The following is a 17,498-nucleotide window of genomic DNA, read 5'->3' as shown; positions in this document are numbered from 1 at the left end:
GCGCTTCATACCGCTGATGTCGGGCCACTGAGAGTGGCCCGTCATCCGACGGCATTCAGCCCCGGGCTTCTCACGAAGTCCGGGGCTTCGTCATGTGGACGCACGATCTTCAGCGGCCGAGGTCGCCGCTCCGATCTTCTGCGGCGCCGAGATCCCGCTATACGTGGGCGTCGCGGGGATGCCCACCTGGACCGCGTCGAGGATCGGCACGATGGAACTCCTGCGGGACATCCGCTCGTCTTCCGGACGATCGCGGTGGCCCGTCGACAGGCGATCGGCCCGCTGACCTACGCTAGCGTAGGTCACGTTTAGGTTGCAGACCCGGAGGCCCTACATGCCGATCGCATCTCGCCCGCTCACCCAGACGGAGCTTCTCGTGGAGCTCGAACCCGTGGTCGGGCGAGAGCTGGACCGCCACCTCGCGGTGGCCAAAGAGTGGTTCCCTCACGAGTACATCCCGTGGAGCGAGGGCCGGACGTTCGACGGGGTCCTGCAGGGCGAGGCCTGGTCGCCGGAGGACACCTCGATTCCTGAGCCCGCCCGGGTTTCGCTCATCGTCAACCTCTTGACCGAGGACAACCTGCCGAGCTACCACCACGAGATCGCCACGACATTCGGCAGGGACGGCGCTTGGGGCACCTGGGTGCACCGGTGGACAGCGGAGGAGGGCCGGCACGGGATCGCCATCCGCGATTACCTCCTCGTCTCCCGGGCCGTCGACCCGGTCGCTCTGGAGCGGGCCAGGATGACCCACATGCAAAGCGGCTTCGCCACGGAGTACGACGGCATGCTCCGGCAGTTGGCATACGTCTCGTTCCAGGAGCTGGCCACCCGCGTCGCCCACCGGAACACCGGGAAGGTGTCGGGAGACCCTCTCTGCGAGAGGTTGCTCTCGAAGGTCGCCGCTGACGAGAACCTCCATATGCTCTTCTACCGGAACCTCCTTGCCGCCGCGTTCGAGCTGGCCCCGTCGCAGACCATGCGAGCCGTCACCGATGTCGTGACCTCGTTCCAGATGCCGGGCCAGGGCATGGAGGGCTTCGCCCGCAAGTCGGTCATGATCGCCATGGCGGGCATCTACGACCTGCGCCAGCATTGTGACGAGGTTCTGACGCCGGTGCTGCGACAGTGGAAGCCCTTCGACATCGAAGGTCTCGACGCGGAGGGGGAGCAGGCCCGCGAGGAGTTGGCGGCTTTCCTCGCCAATCTCGAAGTGGCCGCGACCCGCTTCGAGGAGCGCCGGGACGCCCGGCGGGCGAGGGCCGAATCAGCGTCTTGACGCGCTCCCCGGCCTGAACGTCGCAGATTCAGCCCGTGCCGCGCACTCACGCGGCACCTCTGCGGCTTCCTGCTTCATCGGGCTGTGCCACCTGGTGGGGCGGTCTGACCGGCCCTCCACATCCCCGCCACGGCCAGGTCCTCCACGTAGATCGCTTGGTTGTCGCGGATCAGTCATGTGGAGGGCCGGCGGTGGAACTCACGGTGCGCATCAGCGGCCTTCCCATGCTGGCGTGCGGCGGCCGGCGCGCGGGCGCGTCCGCTAGCCGCGCTCTGTAGGGCCTCGGCGGCTACGGCCTGGCGCGCCTCCCGGGTGTCCACCATGGCGGGATCCTCTCGATTGTGAAAACAGTGCAACCTTTCGCCCCATTGGCCGCGTTGGCAACGGGCGAAGGGAGAGCACATTGGATCGTCACGACGACTTCCGCGAGTTCGTACGCGCCCGCCAGCAAGCACTGATGCGGACCGCGTACCTGCTCGTGGGAGACGCTCACCTCGCCGAGGACCTGCTGCAGAACGTGCTGACCAAGGTCGTCGGGCATTGGTCCAAGCTGTCCAGGGACGGCAATCCCGAGGCGTACACGCGCAAAGCGCTGGTCAACGAGTACATCTCCTGGAGGCGCCGGTCCAGCCGCGAGTTACCGAGCGCTGATCCGCCCGAGCACGGCACCTCCCACGACAACGCCACGCTCGACCGGATCGTCCTGCGTCAGGCGCTGGCCAAGCTGACCCGTAAGCAGCGGGCCGTGATCGTGCTGCGCTTCTGGGAGGACCTCACCGAGGCGCAGACGGCCGACACGCTCGGCTGCTCGATCGGCAATGTCAAGAGCCAGACCCACCACGCGCTGGCCCGTCTGCGCGCGCTCGCGCCAGAGCTGGCAGAACTGCGCATCCCGGAGGTAATCCGATGACAAGGTTGCACGAGGCGCTCAAGGACCTCGCGGAAGAGGCCCCGCCGGTGAGCCTGGCCGACGCGGCCATCGCGGGACACCGGCGCAGGTGGCGGACCAGGATGGCGTTGACCGCGATCGTGACGGTCGCGGCGCTGGTGGCGACGGCGGAGGGGGCCGTCGCGATCTGGCCCCACGGCACCCAGACGGCCACGCCGCAGCGCGCTGACACGGTGGCCGACCTGCCGGACGGCAAGGTAGGGCCGATAAGCCACGCCTACCAGACGCCCTGCCTCTTCGACCACATGGGGCGCATCATCGACTGCAGCGTCCAGGAGTGGCGGGTGGTCACCCGTACCGGCACGACTTACCGGGTGCCGCAGGCGCTCGTCGCGAGCGACAGGAGCCAAACCGTATGCCTCGCCGTCAGCCGGGACGGGCGCATGCTGGCCTACTACAGCCGCGAGGCCCGGGCGCACATCGTCCGTGACCTGGTGACCGGCGCCGAGGTGCGCTCCCCCGTCAAGGTGACGGAGGACCAGCTCGACGTGGGCAACCAGCTCGTGGTCTCCGACGACGGCCGCTATCTGGTCTTCGACCCGAAGGTGGGGAGCAAGAAGCCCGGCGTACTGATCGACATGCGCACCGGCAAGTCGGTGACCCTGCCCGGCAAGTACGAGGCCATCACCGTCAAGGGCGGCGTCGTCGAGCTGGTCCGGTACGTCAAGACCGACCTGTGGCTGATGCCCGTGACAGGCGGAGGCAAGCCGGTGCGCTTCGATGGCGTGTTCATCAACTTCAGCGAGCTTGCCCCGGACGGCCGCACGGTGGCCGCCTCCGACATGAAGGACCAGTCGAAGCCGGTGCTCACGCTCCTCGACACCAAGACCGGGCGGATCCTGCGGAAAGTGACCGTCCGCGGCCTGGCGAAGCCCAGGGGCATCTTGACGATCTCCGTCTGGGAGAGCCCATCCGAGGTCATGGTCCTCACCCTGGACGGCGAGTACAGCCTCTACGCGGTCAACGTCAACACCGGGAAAGCAAGGCACGTGGCCGACTACTCCACCGAGACCGTGCAAGCACTGGCCCTGCCCGGAACCGCTTCCGGGAAGTAGTACGGGAGGTGCGGTCGCCGGGCCGTCAGCGCCTGCTCAGTCCCCGCAGCACCGGTAGCCCGGTGCCGGAGTCGAGCACGAGGCGGTCGCCGAGTGGCCGCGCCAGCGTGGCGGTGATCGTCGCTGTCTTGAGGATGGCCGGGCACACCCCGGCGGAGTCGGATCTTCTCTCGTCCACGTCGACCACCACCAGTCGGTCGGTCTCGTAAGCACGTGCCCCGTGAATGGTGTCGCAGGCGCCGTAGCCGTAAAGGAGAAGCAGTTGGTTCGGCTTGCCGGCGACGCGGTCGAACGCCATCACCTCTTCGACGTCCCCCTGCACCTGCTCGACTCCCTCGACGGTGAACACCCAGGTCGGCACCTGGATCGTGCCGCGGCTGGTCTCCAGCGGGACCTTGCCCATTCTGGCGCCGGTCACCCGGAGCGGGCGGCATCCCTTGGCCGGGCACTCCTCTTCGATGAGGCCGGCCGGTTTGCTGAACTCCGCGTACGCGCTCGCCGCCGTGATGAGCGGCACCTGCGAGACCTCACCGTCCGGCCATCGCACGTCGGCGCGGTCCGGGGAGTCCTTGGGCAGCTTGGCGGCCAGCCGCCAGGCGCCGTTGTGCGAGCTTCGGTTCACCCAGGCCGGGATCCGGCCCACGTGAGCCCATCCTTGTGGGTTCAGCACTTCCAGTGCGACGAACCCTTTGCGCCAGGCGCGGTCGTCGGCCGAGCCCTGCCAGCGCTCCGCCACCTTCTGGGCACGAGCCTCGAACTCGTCAGACGAGCCGCCGTGGGACCCGCCGGGCGAGGCCTGAGGGACCCCGCCGCAGGAGGACAGGAGCAGCACCAGGAACAGGTACGCGATCATTCTTCGCACGAGACCTCCTCCACCCATGATCAGCCAACGCCCGGCGCCTCCGCTTGGCTTTCCGGGGTCTGGCCACGTCCTGGCGCTCTGCCTGTCCTACGGCGCGGAGAACTGCTCGGGCTCCGCTGGGAAGACGTCGACTTCAAGCCGAAGACGGAGGGCTCGGAGCGTTCCGTCCCGCCGCCGGTCAGGCGGTGGTGAAGGAGATCCACACATCCGGGGGAACGTCGGGCCGGTTCGGCACGGGAAGGCGATCCTCCGTCCACGCGTCACCGGCGATCTCGGTGGCGACGCGCCGCCAGAACGTGACGGCCGCCGTGTTCGAGTCCTGGAAGGCGATCTTCCAGGGGCCGGGGTGCCGGGAGATCACCTCCCGCACGACTTTCATCCCGATCCCGGACCGGCGCGCGCCGCGCACCACGAAGAAGCTGTTCAGCACGCGCGCTGGGCCGGACAACGCACGCACGAACGAGAATCCGACAGGCCGGTCGCCGCTGGTGAACAGGTAAGCCGCCCAGTCGTCGTCCTCGAACGCCGAGCGGAGCCTGTCACTGCGAAAGGTGGCGTCGGGGCTGGGCAGCCCGCCCTGGAACTCCGCCATGTCGTGGCGGAACATGAGCCAGAGTCGTTCGACGGTGGAGCGGTCCACGGCGCTCACGGGCCGCACGGTTACCGGAAAGGTAGTCATACAAACACTTTCCGGCCGGAAGCAACATCCGGCCGGAAAGGTAAAAAATAGCAGATCTCGATCATGACATGGCGACCGTGGCGCCCTCGACCGAGGCCGACCGGCAGAGCGCCCCGGTCCCTTGCCAGGGAACTGGGCTGGAGTCGCCGACACCTCAACAGCCGTTTCCAGCGTGAGATCGGCCTGCCGCCGAAGGTGGCGGCCCGGGTGATCCGGTTCGAACGCGCCCGGCGCCTGCTGCGCTCCCCGCACCGGCCGTCGATGGCCGAAACGGCAGTCACCTGCGGCGAGGTCGATCAGGCCCACCTGGCACGGGACTTCCGCGCCCCGGGTGGTCTCACCGCGACGCAATGGCGTGCGGAGTTCCCATCCGTACAAGACGTGGACGCTGCCCTGGGCGACGATGGGCCGCATGACGCAGGACAACGGCATTGACCGTCCTTCGGTGTGGCCCTGTCTGTCCTTCCGCGATGCGGGGGCTGCGATCGACTTCCTCGTCGACGCCTTCGGATTCGTGGAGCGGGCCCGCCGTACCGATGACGACACCCTGAATGTGGAGATCGGCTGGCCATCGGGGGCCGGCGGGATCATGATCGGCGCGATCGACACGGCCCTATCCCGGCAGCTAGGGAGCGCATAGCAGGGAGTCTCAGGGACATGTCCGTTCTCGTTTGGAGTCGTCGATGACCGTTCACCGTGTCGTGCCCAACGTCCAGTCGTCAGGGGCTGTGCAGGAGAACCGGGAGTTCTATGGACTGTTGGGCTTCGAGGAGGTCATGAACCTCGGCTGGATCATGACGCTCGCCTCCCCGTCCAGTCCGACAGCGCAGATCAGCTTCATCTCCGGCGACAAGACCGCACCAGTCGTCCCCGACATGAGCGTCGAGGTGGACGACGTGGATGCGGCCTACGCGGCCATGCGGGAGAGCGGCGCGGAGATCGTGCATCCCTTGCAGGACGAGGAGTGGGGAGTGCGCAGGTTCTTCGTCCGCGACCCAAACGGCCGCGTGGTCAACGTACTGGGCCACCGCTGACACCCCTCCCGAAGGCGCCGGCTCGCGCCACAAGGAGAGGGCCTCCGTAAGCAGCGCCGCGAGGTCGTGCTGGAGCGCGCCGTCGCTGCCGAACTCAACGCCAGACCACGAAAGACACTTGGCTGGGATACCCCAGCCAAGCGCCTCGCCGTGCTTCTCGCCACCAGCGACCAGCCCCGTCCGGGCGGTATTGCCGGATCAACCTGCGTCTGGTGCGCTGCTACGGACACCACGAATCTCTTCCCGGCAATCCTTTTCCGATCACCGCACCAGCTAGACCGGGAGGGAGAAGCCCTCGGGCGGCGAGCCCTCGGCGAACAACATCCGCACCCGAGCCGTGCTCTTCCGCATTTCCCGGGCCCGCCGGTATTCGGGAGAGTCGTACCACTCCCTTATCCGGTCCATGTCGGGGAACTCGATGACCAGGAGTCGGGAGAAGTCCCAGACGCCTTCGACTGGCTCGGGCGTGGGGCCGGCCACGAGGTAACGCCCGCCGTGGCTGAGGATGGACGGCTGGGCCACAGCGGCGTAGGCCAGGCCGGCCTCTTGGTCGAGCACGTCGACTCCGACGATGACATAAGCGGGCACGGTTGCCTACCTTCTAGGACACGGCGTGTACTTTTGACACGCCGGAACCTAATGTACTGATGTAACCTGAGTCAACGTGAGCAAGGAAGAGGGCGAACGCGTCGTGGCCGCGACGAGCCGCCGAGAGCGCCTGCGGGCGGAGACGAGCCATGAGATCAAGACCATCGCGCTGCGGCAGATGGCCGATGGAGGTCCGGGGGCCATCTCGCTGCGCGGCATCGCCCGCGAAATGGGAATGACCGCACGGGCGATCTACAGCTATTTCCCCACCCGAGACGACCTGATCACGACGCTGATCAGCGAGATCGCCACCTCGATCGCCGAGGCGGTGGAGACCGCCAGCAACGCCGTGCCCGACACCGATCCCGGCGGCAGGCTGATGGCCTGGGGCCAAGCCCTAAGGGAATGGGCGCTGGCCCACCCGGAAAGCTTCCGACTTTTCTACGGCCAGCCCATCCCCGGCTACCAGCCCCCCGAGAACGGCCCGGTGGACCAGACAGCACGCCGGGTGTGCCGCGATCTCACCCGCTTGGTGGCTGCCGCATGGCCCCACGCCCGACACCACCAGCCCGAGGACACCTCCTGGTCCGATCTTCACCCGGACTACGTCGCGAAGATCCAGGCAGAGTTCCCGGACATGCCACCCGCCGCGGCAGCGCTCGCGCTGCGCGTCTGGGGTCGAATGCACGGCCTGGTGGCCCTGGAGATCGATGGCCACATCCATCCCGTCGCAGGCAACCCAGCCGCGCTGCACCGCTCCGAGATGCTTGATCTGGTCAGGTCACTGGGCCTGACCTAGTGCCTTCAGCTGCCGGCACCCGGCCAGCCCTACAGCGATGGCCACACGCTCAGGAACCGCAGAGACCGGCCAAGCGGCAGATGTCGGCGCGGATCGACCGCCGCAGCAACCACCTCAGCGCCGGCTCCAGCAACCTCTCGGAGGTCACTCGTGGGGTTACGCGCACGTGGAAGGTGAAGCGGCACCGGTCCGCGCCGAGCGGTTCGACGAGCCTGTCGCCCTCGGCATCGATCCCCGAAGTGGTGCGCCAGGCGAACGAGCGCCCCGGGTCCACCTGGATGACCTCGCCGCCGTTGCGATAGGTCCGGCCCGCGAACCGCATCACCTCGGCTGTGGTCGTGCCCACCCGCACGATGCCTTCGGGGCGCGGCGTCATCGTCTCGACGCCCTTGCGCCAGCGTGGGTCCTGGCCGTAGTCGGCGACGACCGCCCACACACGTGCGGCCGCGCAGGCGATCTCCCCGACCTCCTGAAGCTCGATCACGCGGCGATGATACGGGGCATCTGCGTGCGCCCGCCGCGCGGACGTCGCTCACCGGCACATCGCGTCGATGAACTCCGAGAAGCCCGGGAACTCCTCTCGCGCCCACGCCACGATCTCCGCCGCGGAACGGCGCCTCCCCGGCGCGTGCCGCTCCGCGATCGCCTGGAATGCCTCGTTCGGCTGCGTCTCACGACCTGGGTCGGCGAATGCCTCTGCCGGGCCCAAACCCTCCGCGAACAACCAGAGCAGATCACCGAGATCGCGAGCTACCACGCCGCATTCACCCTCGGAACCGAGGTAGACGACGGGCTGTTCGATGATTGACATACCAGGCCGAACCAGCCAGAAACCGACATAGTCGCCCGCCCCGGTAGCGCCGAAAAAGCGGAATTCGCTGCCATCGACCTCTTCATTACCGGTCCACAGGCGAAACCACCACGCGGTCTTCTCCGGCGCCTCGAACCGCTCGTACAGCTCGAAATCACAACCGTCGGCCTCGTCGGTTTCTTCGTCCCACTCCCACTCAAAGCCAACCTCGGCCACCTCGGCCAGGGCGACGGGTAGGGCCAGATGTTCAGTTGTCTCCGCCATCCCGAGAGACTAGGCCACTTCACATCCGGTAGCCGATCTGAGTGCGTTGCCGCAGTGGAGGATCATCATGGTCATGGGAGGGCGTGGCATTCGCCTCACCACCGCTGGAACGTAGGGACGTCAGCAGACGTTGCCGTCAGCGGACACAAAACGCCCCGAAGCGATGATCACTTCGGGGCGTCTTGACTGTTCGAAGATGGTGGTCAACGAGCGGGAGCGTGGCCGTACCCGGGCGCCCTCGAAGGAGTGGTCGCCGTCGATCTCGGCCGTCAACCGGCCATGCCGAGGAGCACGGCTGCGGTGCCCACGCCCAGCGCGAGCGGATAGGCCCACCACCTGGGCGCGGGCCCGTCCTTCAGGATGCGAGTCCCCAGCGGCACCAGCGCGACGCACAAGCCGAGAGCGGCGACGATCGACATCGGACCCGTCCCCTTGAGCACGCCGATCGGCAGCGCGCTCATCGATGCCAGGGCGACGGATCTGACGATCCCCAGCACGCCTGCCCGCCATACGCCGACGGCCAGCACGACCCAGCCGAAGAAGATCGCGATCGACAACGGTTGAAGTACGTGGAACGCACCGTAGTAGCCGTCGACCGCCTTCCGCCCCGCCTCCACCCCCTGGGCGTCGGCAATCTGGAAGATCAGGTGATTGATCCCGGTGTGAAAGGCCCGGGCGAACAGCCCGAGCATGACCATCACACCACCCCACAGCGCCCACCGCGGCTGGGTCGCCCACGCGCGCCGGACCAGCGCGATGACGGCAGGCCACAGCAGGACGTTCCCCGCGGCGAAGGCGCTGTAGGAGGCGGTCATCCTGACGGGGTTTGCGGCGAACGCCGCGAGTTGCCCGGGGAAAAAGTCGTCGAAATCGACGCGGAGCAGCACTCCGGCGAGCATCAGAACCGGACCGAGGACAAGTCCGGCACCCTCAACCCAGCGGCCAGGGAATTCAACAGAGGTCGTTGCCATGCCGTCGATCCAACCGGTGCGGCGCCCGCCGCACATTGGCGCGGGAACCAGGCCCCGGGGTAGACCTGGCACTACCTCGGCTCGGCCTGCAAGTAGGCCAGGACGGCCAGGACGCGGCGGTGGCCGTCGGCGGCGGGCGGGAGGTCGAGCTTGGCGAAGATGCTCGCGATGTGCTTGGCGACCGCCGCGTCAGTGACGAAGAGAGCCCGGGCTATCGAGGCGTTGGCCCGCCCCTCGGCGATCAGGGCGAGCACTTCCAGCTCCCGTGGAGTAAGGCGCCGCAGCGGGTCGCGCCGCCCGCTGAGCAACTGCCGCACCACCTCGGGGTCGATGACCGTGCCGCCCTCCGCGACCCGGACGAGCGCGTCGACGAACTCGCCGACGTCCCCGATCCGCTCCTTGAGCAGGTAGCCGACGCCCGTGCCACGACCGGAGCCGAGCAACTCGGCGGCGTAGGTCTGCTCGACGTACTGGCTGAGCACCAGCACGGCCAGTTCCGGGTGCGCCGTGCGCAGTACGAGGGCGGCGCGCAGCCCTTCGTCAGTGAAGCCGGGCGGCATCCGCACATCGACCACCACGATGTCGGGCCGGTGCTCCTCCACTGCTGCGACGAGGGAGACGGCGTCGCCAACAGAGGCGGCGACCGTGTGCCCGAAGCGCTCCAGCAGGCCGACCAGGCCCTCACGGAGAAGAACGGCGTCCTCGGCGATCACTACGCGCACGGAATCTCCACTCGCATCGTTGTCGGCCCGCCTGCCGGACTGGACAGGGACAACGTGCCGTCGACCACGGCCACCCTGTCGGCCAGTCCGATCAGACCGGTGCCGCCGGCCGGATCGGCACCGCCGACCCCATCGTCGCGGACCTCCATGATCAGCGTATCGTCGACCAGCAGGCCGAGCACCTGGGCCCTGCCTGCCCGGCTGTGCTTGGCGATGTTCGCCAGAGCCTCGGAGACGACGTAGTAGGCGGTCACCTCCACCGCCTCGGGCAGCCGCCGCGGCAGAGAGACGTTCACATCCACCGGCACCGGAGAGCGCCCGGCCACGTCACGGGCGGCGGCGGCCAGACCGCGGTCGGTGAGCACCTGCGGATGCACGCCGCGGATCAGCTCTCGCAGTTCGGCCAGGGCCAGCCTGGCCTCCTCATGAGCCTGCGCGACCGGCTCGGCGACCGGCGAGTCCGGCGGCAGGTCGAGCCGGGCCAAACCCAGCTTCATGCTCAGCGCGACAAGCCGCTGCTGGGCACCATCATGCAGATCGCGCTCGATCCGGCGGCGTTCCATCTCGAACGCGTCCACCAGCCGGGCGCGTGAGCGCACCACCTCGGCCAACTCGGTCTCGCGTGGAGCGAGCAGCGCCCTGGTCATCGCTCCGCGCGCCCCCGCCCAGGCGGTGAAGGCGTAGGCGGCCACCGGAAGCAGAAGAAGTCCAGCGGCCGAGGCCGTCAGCGCGGCGGCGAGCGCCCACGTCTCCTCCACCGGCTGGAGGACGGGCGACAGGATCAGCACGACGGGACCCCCGATGGTGAAACAGACCACCACCAGGTCGATCCACCAGAGCGCGAGGAGCGAGACCAGCGTCAGGCCGACCTTGCGCCACAGCTCGTCAGACCCGCGGGCGGGCGGGGCGAGGTCGACCAGCCGCAGCCGCCACCGCTCGAACCCCGTCACCGGCAGAACAAGCAGACCGGCGGCGGCCAACCCGGCGGTGACCATGAGCGGGACGAATCCCAGGAGGGAGATCGACACCACGACGATGACGACGGTGACGCCGAGCACGGCACTCGACAACAGGTACGCCAGTGATCGCCACGGCCACCGGGATCGCAGGAAGGACAGCGGATGCCGGGTGAGGGCCTGCAGAGCGGTCCGGGTGCGCACCGTTAGAAGCTAGCCGCTGGAAGCCATCCGTCGCGGAGTCACCGAAGGCCGTGTGCGAACACCGGCCGAGGCTCCTCTATGAGGAGATGATCAGGCTAGCCCGTACGCCCAGGCAACCGGCAACACAGCCAAGACAGGCTGGAACCCGTCAGGTCGCAGAGATCCTGCCGCTGGAACTCTCACCGGCCAGCTTCTGCTGATATACCAATCTGGATTTATATATACGAGCCAGGTGATGTCCATGACCAAGACCCTGATCCACCTCGATGACGAGGCCCTGGCCGAGGCCGCGAAACTGCTCGGCACTTCCTCCAAGAAAGACACGGTCAACGCCGCCCTACGAGAGATCGTCGACCGACGCAGACGTGCAGCCGCCATAGCTCGTATGCGCGAGATGGTGACTGAGGGAGAGATCGATTTCTCGGCCATCGAGAAGGGCGATGGCACACAACAGGCGGTGGCGTGACAGAGCTCTATCTCATCGATACCAGTGCCTTGGTCCGCTTCTACCGCGGTCAGGTGGGTGCGGAATGGGATCACACGGTTTCGGCCGGGTTTGTCGGCATCTGCGAGCCGATCAGGCCTCAGAGCAGTCAGCGCCGACCGGCCTTCTACGAAGCCGACAGCCTGCTCCGGGAGACCTTTCCGTACTACTTCATCCCCGAATCGGCTTGGGACGAGACAAGCCGGCTGCAGCGCGAGCTCGCTGACAGGGGATGGCACCAATGTGCCTCTCCGGTCGATCTGCTCATGGCGGTGACGGCTCGGCATCACAAGCTCACCGTGTTGCATGCAGACGCCGATTTTGACGCCATCTCCCGCCTAACCGGACAGCCGGTGCGCTGGATTAGCTGACTGAACCGGACGCGCCGGCTGTCGCCGATCTGCGGTGAGTAAGGAGCGCGAGCGTTCGGCTGACCACGTGGGCGGAGTCAGCCGATCAGGCGCGCAGGGGCGGCGAAGCCGCCCTCGGTCAGGGCCAGTGGCGGCGTACGGCTTGCAGGCCAACACGGCGGACCACCGAGCGCAGCACTGCGGCGGCCGAAGGGGAGCACGCCGCATTTCAGTCGGAGCCCGGCTGCGTACGGCCAGCAGAGACCGTCGTCGACGCCGTGGACCGCCACCTGGACCACGTCTTCTGCGGCGGATAACGCCGCATGCCCCGGTGGCGCCGAGAGCGAGATCTCTTCAGGTCGTTCCGCGAAATCCAGCCGGCCTCAAGCATCCCGATGAATGGCAGGTCGCGAACGACGGGCTGCTCATCAATTCACCTCGGACGGGCCGCAGCACGGGGCCACTTTCTCCTCACGCAGACGATCCATCAGATGCTCCTCACGCATGCGCTCATACACCGAGCCTGACCGGGAGAAGCTGAGCGTCCGCTGCCGTTGCCGTCAGAGAACGCGAGAAAACGCCCCGGAGCGATCGTGCTTCGGGGCGTTCTTGCTGTTCAGATGATGTGGTCAGGGGCAGGGTCGAACTGCCCCTGACCTTCCGCTTTTCAGGCGGACCGACTGCCCTGGCGCCCGTGGTATCGGCCGAGGTCGGCGGTGGTGTGACGCTGCCACCGTGCGCTCGTGGTGGCCGACGTTGTCGTCACCGTTGTCGTCAACTCCCGCACCGCCTCAGCCACGGTCATCCGATGGCAAGGCCCGACTAAGGAGGGCTGTGGCAGCGATCGCCCCAACCACGATCGGCGAGTAGCGAAGTGAGCGATCGTTACGGCCTGGACCAGGCGTAGCTCGACACGCACCCGGAGATGCCGATCGGCAAGCAAATGGTCAAGCCAGGACAGGCCTGAGGCGTGTCACCGCTGAGGCGGCTTGCGGTACGCGACCGGCTTGTCGCCCTTCCCGGGGAACGCCATGATCAGCAGACGTTGGCCCCCCTCTTGCAGTCCCTTCCACTTGAACCAGTCGTAGTGCACGCGGATCCGGTAGTGCCCCGCCCGGCCGTTGAGTGACAGGTCGGGAAATTCGGTTCCGCTCAGATCATCCCTGAGCACGATCTCGCCAGTGGGGCTTTCGTAGCCGACCTCGGCGACGTGGTCCCAGCCCTTGGTCTCCACTGGCGGCCGGCGGGTGTAGGTCTCCAGGGTGACGCAGAGGTCGTAGTCGGAGTGCGTCAGGATCATCAGGTGGCCGGGGAGGGCGGCTACCAGGCCGTTGTCCTGAGCTTTGTCGAGCAGGCCGTCCTCGTACGGGTCCCCGTCGTCCTCGGTCGGCTCGTACGTCTCCACGACCCCGTAGTCGGTCCCCTGGGGTTCCTTCATGCGGATCACCTTGGCCGGTTTGATGAGCGGGCGGTGGGGCGGGCTCGAATCGCACATGCGCTGCGCGTCGGCCTCCCACTCCTGCATCTCCCGGTCCCGTTCAGCGGCCGCGACCTTGACCACGGCGTCGGCGCTGGGGCAGATCTCTGCGAGCGGGTAGGTCAGAGCATCGCGCGTCAGTCCTTGCGTCTTTTGAAGGCGGGCGACCTCCTGGGGATCGTTGCGGGTGTAGATGCTGCACAGCCAGCGGGCGTGGGCGAGGACCATGGCGTCAGGCGTGGTAGCAGCGAGTTTGATCACGTTTCCCTGCCGGAGGGAGCACACGAGTCGCTGGTCCCGGGTGAGCTTAGGCTCCTCGGGCTCACCCCTCCATGCCTCGCGTGAGGTGCAGTCTTCGGCCGCGGTGACCGGGCCGCGGGCCAAGTCCGCAACGGGCACGAACGCGAGCGCGACCAGCGTGGCGACTTGGGCCAGGAGGAGCATACGGCGGTGTGCGCGCAGGGCCAGCGGGGTCGGGTACAGGAACGACAGGAGCAGGGCGGAGGCGAGCAGGGCCGCGCTGTACCACGCTGGTGAGATGCCGAGGAAGATCTCACCGGCGTGCTTCTGGGTGAACAGGCTCTCCGGGTAGATCTGTGCGCCTTCGTAGAAGCCGCCGAAGTCCTCCGGCAGGGGCGTTGCCGTGAGCGCGCTGGCAAAGCCCACGGCTGCGGCGATGATCAGCGTCAGCGTCGTGAACCGCAGAGTGCGGCGGGTCCGGCGCAGGACAGCGGCCAGGATCAGCAGCGTGGGGCCGCCGACGCCGACGAAGACGTCCAGGACGAGCCAGGTCAGAGCGTTCCCGCTGCCTCCGTCCACGCGGACGAACTGCTCGATCACGCCTCTCGGGCCGATCCAGAGGTACTTGCCGTGTGCGAAGTTGACGGCGGCGGGGATCAGCGGCAGCGCAATGGCCACGGCGGCCAACGGCCACCACCTGGCCGCCGGCCGTACCGGCACGTGTCCCGCGCCCGGTTGGGGAAGGGGGGCCGTCAGCTCGTGGGCGGTCCTGGCATCCCACACTAGTCCGAAGACACTGACAGCACCGAGGAGCGTGTAGACCGTGAGGATGCTGGGGAACCCGGTGTCGCCGAACGAGACTATCCCGGAGGGCTGGAGGACCGATACCGCCTGCGCGATGACGCCTATCCGGACGGTCGCCGCGCTCCAGCGGGGATCCTTGGCCTGGGCGATGAGGATCGACACCGACCACGCCAGCCAGACGTAGCCGTACCCTCCGGCCAGGGTCAAGATCCGCTCGGCGGAGTGCAGGTCGAAGAGGTCGGTGATTTCCTGGCCGAGGTCGCTCACGACGGCGATGGTTCCGACGACGAGGGAAAACAGCCGTAGCCTGTGGGAGACGGCGCCCCGGAGCACCAGGAAGAACAGCCAGACGATGGCCAGTTGCACGCAGCCGGAGGCGATTCCCGTCACCGACCAGGCCCAGTAGATCTTCCATGCGTGGACCAGCGGGGTGCTGGCGATGCTGATCAGGCTGTAGCCGATGCCGAGATACAGGGCGAGCCGCAGTAGGCCAACCTCCCTGCCCCGGTGTGTCAACTCGCCCTTGGCGCGCCCGCGCAGCACCTGCCACAGGGCCCACGCCTGAAGCGCTCCGATGAGGATCAGGACGACCGTCAGCCCCCACGGGACGGTGCGGGTTTCTTCGCCGGGGCCGAGAAACCAGTCCATGCCGGAGTCGTGGGTGACGATCTTCCAGAGGAGGTCACCTTGGGCGGTGGTCAGCGCGATGGCACCCAGCACGGCGACTACGGTGAGGTAGCCGAGCGCAATCAGGGTAGCGATCCTGCCGAAACGGTAGCGACGCATGGCCATCTCATTGGGGGTAAAGCGGTCAAAGCGTCTAACCGTAACGAGTCACCGGGAACTTGATCAAACCGTGGCAAGTGCGTGCCTTCGCAAGCACCCCGCCGAACGCGCCAAGCTTCCATGCGTCCAGGTCACCGAGCCGGGGACCATGTGGACTCCGGCACAGCTCCGCGGCTTCCTCACCGCCGCGAGGAGTCATCGGCTGTTCGCGTTCTTCCACCTCGCCGCCTACACGGGTGCCCGTCGTGGCGAGCTGTGCAACCTGTGGTGGCGCCCGGCATGTGTATCTGGTGGCCGACGTTGCCGTCACCGTTGCCGTCAGTTCCCACGGCTTTGAGCACCTGCTTGCAAACGGGAGCCAGTCACAACCTAGAGGCCACCTCCCTCCGTTCAAACGATTGGTGCGAGCCGGTGGCGGCGCTGTAGCACCCCGGCCAGGGCTCGCCCGGTAGCTCAAAGGCCGTTCGCGCCTCGCCTATGCCGTCGACCCACCGCGAAGCGGCAGCGGGCCGACGACGAAGGGGCAAGCCTGTCTTCGCGTATACCTCAGCCGTCAGTGCCCGTTCACGGCGGGCGCCTCGTCGGCGACCGAGACCTTCAGCTGCGCCGAGGAGGTCAGCACGCTCCCCACCGGCGCCCCAGCCAGCGCGGAGTCGATGACCACCCTCCGCTCACCGAGATACTGGTAGGTCGCGCGGTCGAAGATGTACTCGCTTCGCATACCCAACGACGGGTCGACCCTCGCCGCAGCGATTCCGGTACGGCCCGCTGCGTCCACAGCGCCGTCGACGGAGACGGCGCCGGGAATCGCGGCGGCCGCGCGAAACAGGGCGGCACGCTGCGCGGCGGGCAGGTACGCCTCCGAAAGCAGTTCGCGCACCCGCCCCCAGGCCTCGTTATCTGCCTGGACGTCACGCCCGAGGTGGCTGTAGAGATGCTCATACATCTTTTCCGGCTCGGTGGGCAGGTGGCTCACGTAGGCGTAGTCGTTCCGCAGGTACTCGACGCGTTCGTCGAAGTCGGCGAGCTTGCTCGGTCCGTGGCGGCCGACGTTCTCGCGGGCCTCCGGCGGGATCGGCCAGCCGGGGAACGGCCTGGGCGACAGGATCTCCTCCTCGATCACCCCTCCCGTCGCGTCCCCTTCGACTGGCAGCCAGACCTTGCGCTTCGCCCGGGACAGATAGCGGCCCGTGCCGCCGACGGGGTCCATCGTCTGCGACTCGAAGACGAGGTATTGGCCGGGCGCCGGGTGGAGTTCCGGGGCCAGGTCCACCTTCTGCGCGGCTCGGGTGAGGACCTGCTCCGCCGCCACAGGCATCATGTGGATGACCGGGGAAGCGCCCGGCCCGGAGTCCCGGATCACCGCCACTCCCCCGGCTACGACCGCGGCGACGGTCAGCCCCACCGCGAGACCGAGGCCCAGGCGGCGGGGAAGACCCCTCCGCGCCGGGGCGCGTTCCGGCCGGACCGACGCGGGGTCGGCGATGGCGGCCAGCAGCCGGGCCTCCTGGGCCTGAAGCTCGGTCAGGTCGCGCGGCGGGACCTCCGAGCGGAACCGCTCAAGCCGCGTCATCTCATTCATAGACGGACTCCTTACTGACAGTGGTCATGGGATCGATTCCGCCGAGTTCCTTGCGGAGCTTGTCGCGCGCCCGGCTGATACGCGACCGCACCGTTCCCAGGCGGACGCCCAGCGCCTCGGCGGCCTCCGGGTAGCTGAGGCCGCCCCACGCCACCAGGAGCAACGCGTCGCGATGCCCTCTGGGCAGCGCCCGCAGCGCGCCCGCCAGGCGACGGCTGGAGGCTTCGGCGGTGAGCCGCTCGTCGCTGCGCTCGGTGAACGGCTCCATCACCGGGTCGACGCCGGTGCGCTCCAGGACGCGGAGCTGCCGTACCTCGGCGCGTACGTACCGTCCCATCAGGTTGGTTGCGATGCCGTACAGCCAGGGGCGCGCGTTCGGGCGTGACCGGTCGTAGCCGTCACGCTGGCGGAACGCCGTCAGGAACGTCTCCGCGCCCACGTCGTCGGCGGCGTCGCTCCCCAGCCTGCGGGTGACATAGCGTGTGATGTCCACGGCGTACCGACGGAACAGCTCGGCGAATGCCTCAGGCTCGCGCCGGGACCGTTCGATGATCGAGGCGTCATCGACGTCCGCCCGGCTCGTCTCACTCATTCTGCGGCCT

At 67.9% G+C, this 17,498-nt stretch carries 20 protein-coding genes and 1 tRNA gene; 9 read left to right on the top strand and 12 right to left on the bottom strand.

Annotated features, from left to right (window positions below; translation table 11 throughout):
• The first annotated feature begins 334 nt into the window (after positions 1–334).
• The 3 genes from ACQP1V_RS03165 to ACQP1V_RS03155 all read left to right on the top strand — a co-directional run bounded on the left by ACQP1V_RS03165 (position 335) and on the right by ACQP1V_RS03155 (position 3,283).
• Complete coding sequence (locus tag ACQP1V_RS03165; protein ID WP_433418619.1) at positions 335–1,279, top strand: acyl-ACP desaturase; 945 nt, start codon at positions 335–337, stop codon at positions 1,277–1,279.
• Between the two features lie 403 nt (positions 1,280–1,682).
• Positions 1,683–2,189 carry a SigE family RNA polymerase sigma factor gene (locus ACQP1V_RS03160; RefSeq protein WP_067136403.1) on the top strand — a complete coding sequence of 169 codons (507 nt, stop codon included), beginning with the start codon at positions 1,683–1,685 and terminating at the stop codon, positions 2,187–2,189.
• The gene (locus ACQP1V_RS03155; RefSeq protein ID WP_433418617.1) at positions 2,186–3,283 is read left to right on the top strand and encodes a hypothetical protein; all 1,098 of its coding nucleotides are present in this window, start codon (positions 2,186–2,188) and stop codon (positions 3,281–3,283) included. The genes ACQP1V_RS03160 and ACQP1V_RS03155 overlap by 4 nt, the downstream gene beginning before the upstream one ends.
• A gap of 25 nt (positions 3,284–3,308) precedes the next feature.
• Here the strand turns inward: ACQP1V_RS03155 and ACQP1V_RS03150 are convergent, their stop codons facing one another.
• Complete coding sequence (locus tag ACQP1V_RS03150; protein WP_433418615.1) at positions 3,309–4,145, bottom strand: hypothetical protein; 837 nt, start codon at positions 4,143–4,145, stop codon at positions 3,309–3,311.
• A gap of 178 nt (positions 4,146–4,323) precedes the next feature.
• Positions 4,324–4,794, bottom strand: coding sequence for a GNAT family N-acetyltransferase (locus tag ACQP1V_RS03145; protein WP_433418613.1), 471 nt, complete (start codon positions 4,792–4,794; stop codon positions 4,324–4,326).
• A 93-nt stretch (positions 4,795–4,887) separates the two neighbouring features.
• Here ACQP1V_RS03145 and ACQP1V_RS03140 point away from each other — a divergent pair, with 93 nt between their 5' ends.
• The 3 genes from ACQP1V_RS03140 to ACQP1V_RS03130 are packed head-to-tail and all read left to right on the top strand — an operon-like array spanning position 4,888 to position 5,858.
• On the top strand, positions 4,888–5,259 hold the full coding sequence (locus ACQP1V_RS03140; protein WP_433418612.1) for a helix-turn-helix domain-containing protein: 372 nt from the start codon (positions 4,888–4,890) through the stop codon (positions 5,257–5,259).
• The gene (locus ACQP1V_RS03135; RefSeq protein WP_433418610.1) at positions 5,237–5,464 is read left to right on the top strand and encodes a hypothetical protein; all 228 of its coding nucleotides are present in this window, start codon (positions 5,237–5,239) and stop codon (positions 5,462–5,464) included. Before ACQP1V_RS03140 ends, ACQP1V_RS03135 begins: the two co-directional genes overlap by 23 nt.
• Positions 5,465–5,507: 43 nt before the next feature.
• Positions 5,508–5,858, top strand: coding sequence for a VOC family protein (locus ACQP1V_RS03130; protein WP_433418608.1), 351 nt, complete (start codon positions 5,508–5,510; stop codon positions 5,856–5,858).
• Between the two features lie 273 nt (positions 5,859–6,131).
• Here the strand turns inward: ACQP1V_RS03130 and ACQP1V_RS03125 are convergent, their stop codons facing one another.
• Positions 6,132–6,446 (bottom strand): DUF1330 domain-containing protein, encoded by a 315-nt coding sequence (locus ACQP1V_RS03125; protein WP_387416027.1) that lies wholly within the window; start codon positions 6,444–6,446, stop codon positions 6,132–6,134.
• A gap of 76 nt (positions 6,447–6,522) precedes the next feature.
• On the opposite strand from ACQP1V_RS03125, the gene ACQP1V_RS03120 reads away from it, so the two are divergent.
• On the top strand, positions 6,523–7,245 hold the full coding sequence (locus ACQP1V_RS03120; RefSeq protein ID WP_433418606.1) for a TetR/AcrR family transcriptional regulator: 723 nt from the start codon (positions 6,523–6,525) through the stop codon (positions 7,243–7,245).
• A 49-nt stretch (positions 7,246–7,294) separates the two neighbouring features.
• Here the strand turns inward: ACQP1V_RS03120 and ACQP1V_RS03115 are convergent, their stop codons facing one another.
• The 5 genes from ACQP1V_RS03115 to ACQP1V_RS03095 form a co-directional block, all read right to left on the bottom strand.
• Positions 7,295–7,729, bottom strand: a complete 435-nt coding sequence (locus ACQP1V_RS03115; RefSeq protein WP_433418604.1) for an SRPBCC family protein — start codon at positions 7,727–7,729, stop codon at positions 7,295–7,297.
• A gap of 48 nt (positions 7,730–7,777) precedes the next feature.
• A complete protein-coding gene (locus tag ACQP1V_RS03110) occupies positions 7,778–8,320 on the bottom strand; it encodes an SMI1/KNR4 family protein (protein ID WP_433418603.1) in 543 nt (180 codons plus the stop codon).
• A gap of 269 nt (positions 8,321–8,589) precedes the next feature.
• Positions 8,590–9,291, bottom strand: coding sequence for a hypothetical protein (locus ACQP1V_RS03105; protein ID WP_433418601.1), 702 nt, complete (start codon positions 9,289–9,291; stop codon positions 8,590–8,592).
• A 71-nt stretch (positions 9,292–9,362) separates the two neighbouring features.
• A complete protein-coding gene (locus tag ACQP1V_RS03100; RefSeq protein WP_157570496.1) occupies positions 9,363–10,013 on the bottom strand; it encodes a response regulator in 651 nt (216 codons plus the stop codon).
• A complete protein-coding gene (locus ACQP1V_RS03095) occupies positions 10,004–11,173 on the bottom strand; it encodes a sensor histidine kinase (RefSeq protein WP_433418599.1) in 1,170 nt (389 codons plus the stop codon). Before ACQP1V_RS03095 ends, ACQP1V_RS03100 begins: the two co-directional genes overlap by 10 nt.
• Before the next feature lie 241 nt (positions 11,174–11,414).
• Here ACQP1V_RS03095 and ACQP1V_RS03090 point away from each other — a divergent pair, with 241 nt between their 5' ends.
• Positions 11,415–11,639, top strand: a complete 225-nt coding sequence (locus tag ACQP1V_RS03090) for a type II toxin-antitoxin system VapB family antitoxin (RefSeq protein WP_433418597.1) — start codon at positions 11,415–11,417, stop codon at positions 11,637–11,639.
• Complete coding sequence (locus tag ACQP1V_RS03085; RefSeq protein WP_433418596.1) at positions 11,636–12,028, top strand: PIN domain nuclease; 393 nt, start codon at positions 11,636–11,638, stop codon at positions 12,026–12,028. Before ACQP1V_RS03090 ends, ACQP1V_RS03085 begins: the two co-directional genes overlap by 4 nt.
• Positions 12,029–12,633: 605 nt before the next feature.
• Here the strand turns inward: ACQP1V_RS03085 and ACQP1V_RS03080 are convergent.
• The 4 genes from ACQP1V_RS03080 to ACQP1V_RS03065 form a co-directional block, all read right to left on the bottom strand.
• Positions 12,634–12,703 (bottom strand) — tRNA-Phe (locus ACQP1V_RS03080).
• A 277-nt stretch (positions 12,704–12,980) separates the two neighbouring features.
• On the bottom strand, positions 12,981–15,314 hold the full coding sequence (locus ACQP1V_RS03075; RefSeq protein ID WP_433418594.1) for a hypothetical protein: 2,334 nt from the start codon (positions 15,312–15,314) through the stop codon (positions 12,981–12,983).
• Between the two features lie 553 nt (positions 15,315–15,867).
• On the bottom strand, positions 15,868–16,896 hold the full coding sequence (locus ACQP1V_RS03070) for a CU044_5270 family protein (RefSeq protein WP_433418593.1): 1,029 nt from the start codon (positions 16,894–16,896) through the stop codon (positions 15,868–15,870).
• Positions 16,889–17,488 (bottom strand): RNA polymerase sigma factor, encoded by a 600-nt coding sequence (locus ACQP1V_RS03065; RefSeq protein WP_433418591.1) that lies wholly within the window; start codon positions 17,486–17,488, stop codon positions 16,889–16,891. The genes ACQP1V_RS03070 and ACQP1V_RS03065 overlap by 8 nt, the downstream gene beginning before the upstream one ends.
• Between the last annotated feature and the right edge of the window lie 10 nt (positions 17,489–17,498).

Origin of the sequence: Microtetraspora malaysiensis (genome assembly GCF_050947145.1) — a bacterium.
In the GTDB taxonomy this organism is placed as follows: domain Bacteria; phylum Actinomycetota; class Actinomycetes; order Streptosporangiales; family Streptosporangiaceae; genus Microtetraspora_A; species Microtetraspora_A malaysiensis.
The sequence above is the reverse complement of the archived record's forward strand: the minus strand, read 5'-3'. Positions and strand labels throughout refer to the sequence as shown.

Coding starts and splice junctions, on each gene's coding strand:
- ACQP1V_RS03165 (WP_433418619.1), top strand. CDS start 335: ATGCCGATCGCATCTCGCCCGCTCACCCAGACGGAGCTTCTCGTGGAG.
- ACQP1V_RS03155 (WP_433418617.1), top strand. CDS start 2,186: ATGACAAGGTTGCACGAGGCGCTCAAGGACCTCGCGGAAGAGGCCCCG.
- ACQP1V_RS03140 (WP_433418612.1), top strand. CDS start 4,888: ATGACATGGCGACCGTGGCGCCCTCGACCGAGGCCGACCGGCAGAGCG.
- ACQP1V_RS03135 (WP_433418610.1), top strand. CDS start 5,237: ATGACGCAGGACAACGGCATTGACCGTCCTTCGGTGTGGCCCTGTCTG.
- ACQP1V_RS03130 (WP_433418608.1), top strand. CDS start 5,508: ATGACCGTTCACCGTGTCGTGCCCAACGTCCAGTCGTCAGGGGCTGTG.
- ACQP1V_RS03110 (WP_433418603.1), bottom strand. CDS start 8,320: ATGGCGGAGACAACTGAACATCTGGCCCTACCCGTCGCCCTGGCCGAG.
- ACQP1V_RS03105 (WP_433418601.1), bottom strand. CDS start 9,291: ATGGCAACGACCTCTGTTGAATTCCCTGGCCGCTGGGTTGAGGGTGCC.
- ACQP1V_RS03090 (WP_433418597.1), top strand. CDS start 11,415: ATGACCAAGACCCTGATCCACCTCGATGACGAGGCCCTGGCCGAGGCC.
- ACQP1V_RS03075 (WP_433418594.1), bottom strand. CDS start 15,314: ATGCGTCGCTACCGTTTCGGCAGGATCGCTACCCTGATTGCGCTCGGC.
- ACQP1V_RS03070 (WP_433418593.1), bottom strand. CDS start 16,896: ATGAATGAGATGACGCGGCTTGAGCGGTTCCGCTCGGAGGTCCCGCCG.
- ACQP1V_RS03065 (WP_433418591.1), bottom strand. CDS start 17,488: ATGAGTGAGACGAGCCGGGCGGACGTCGATGACGCCTCGATCATCGAA.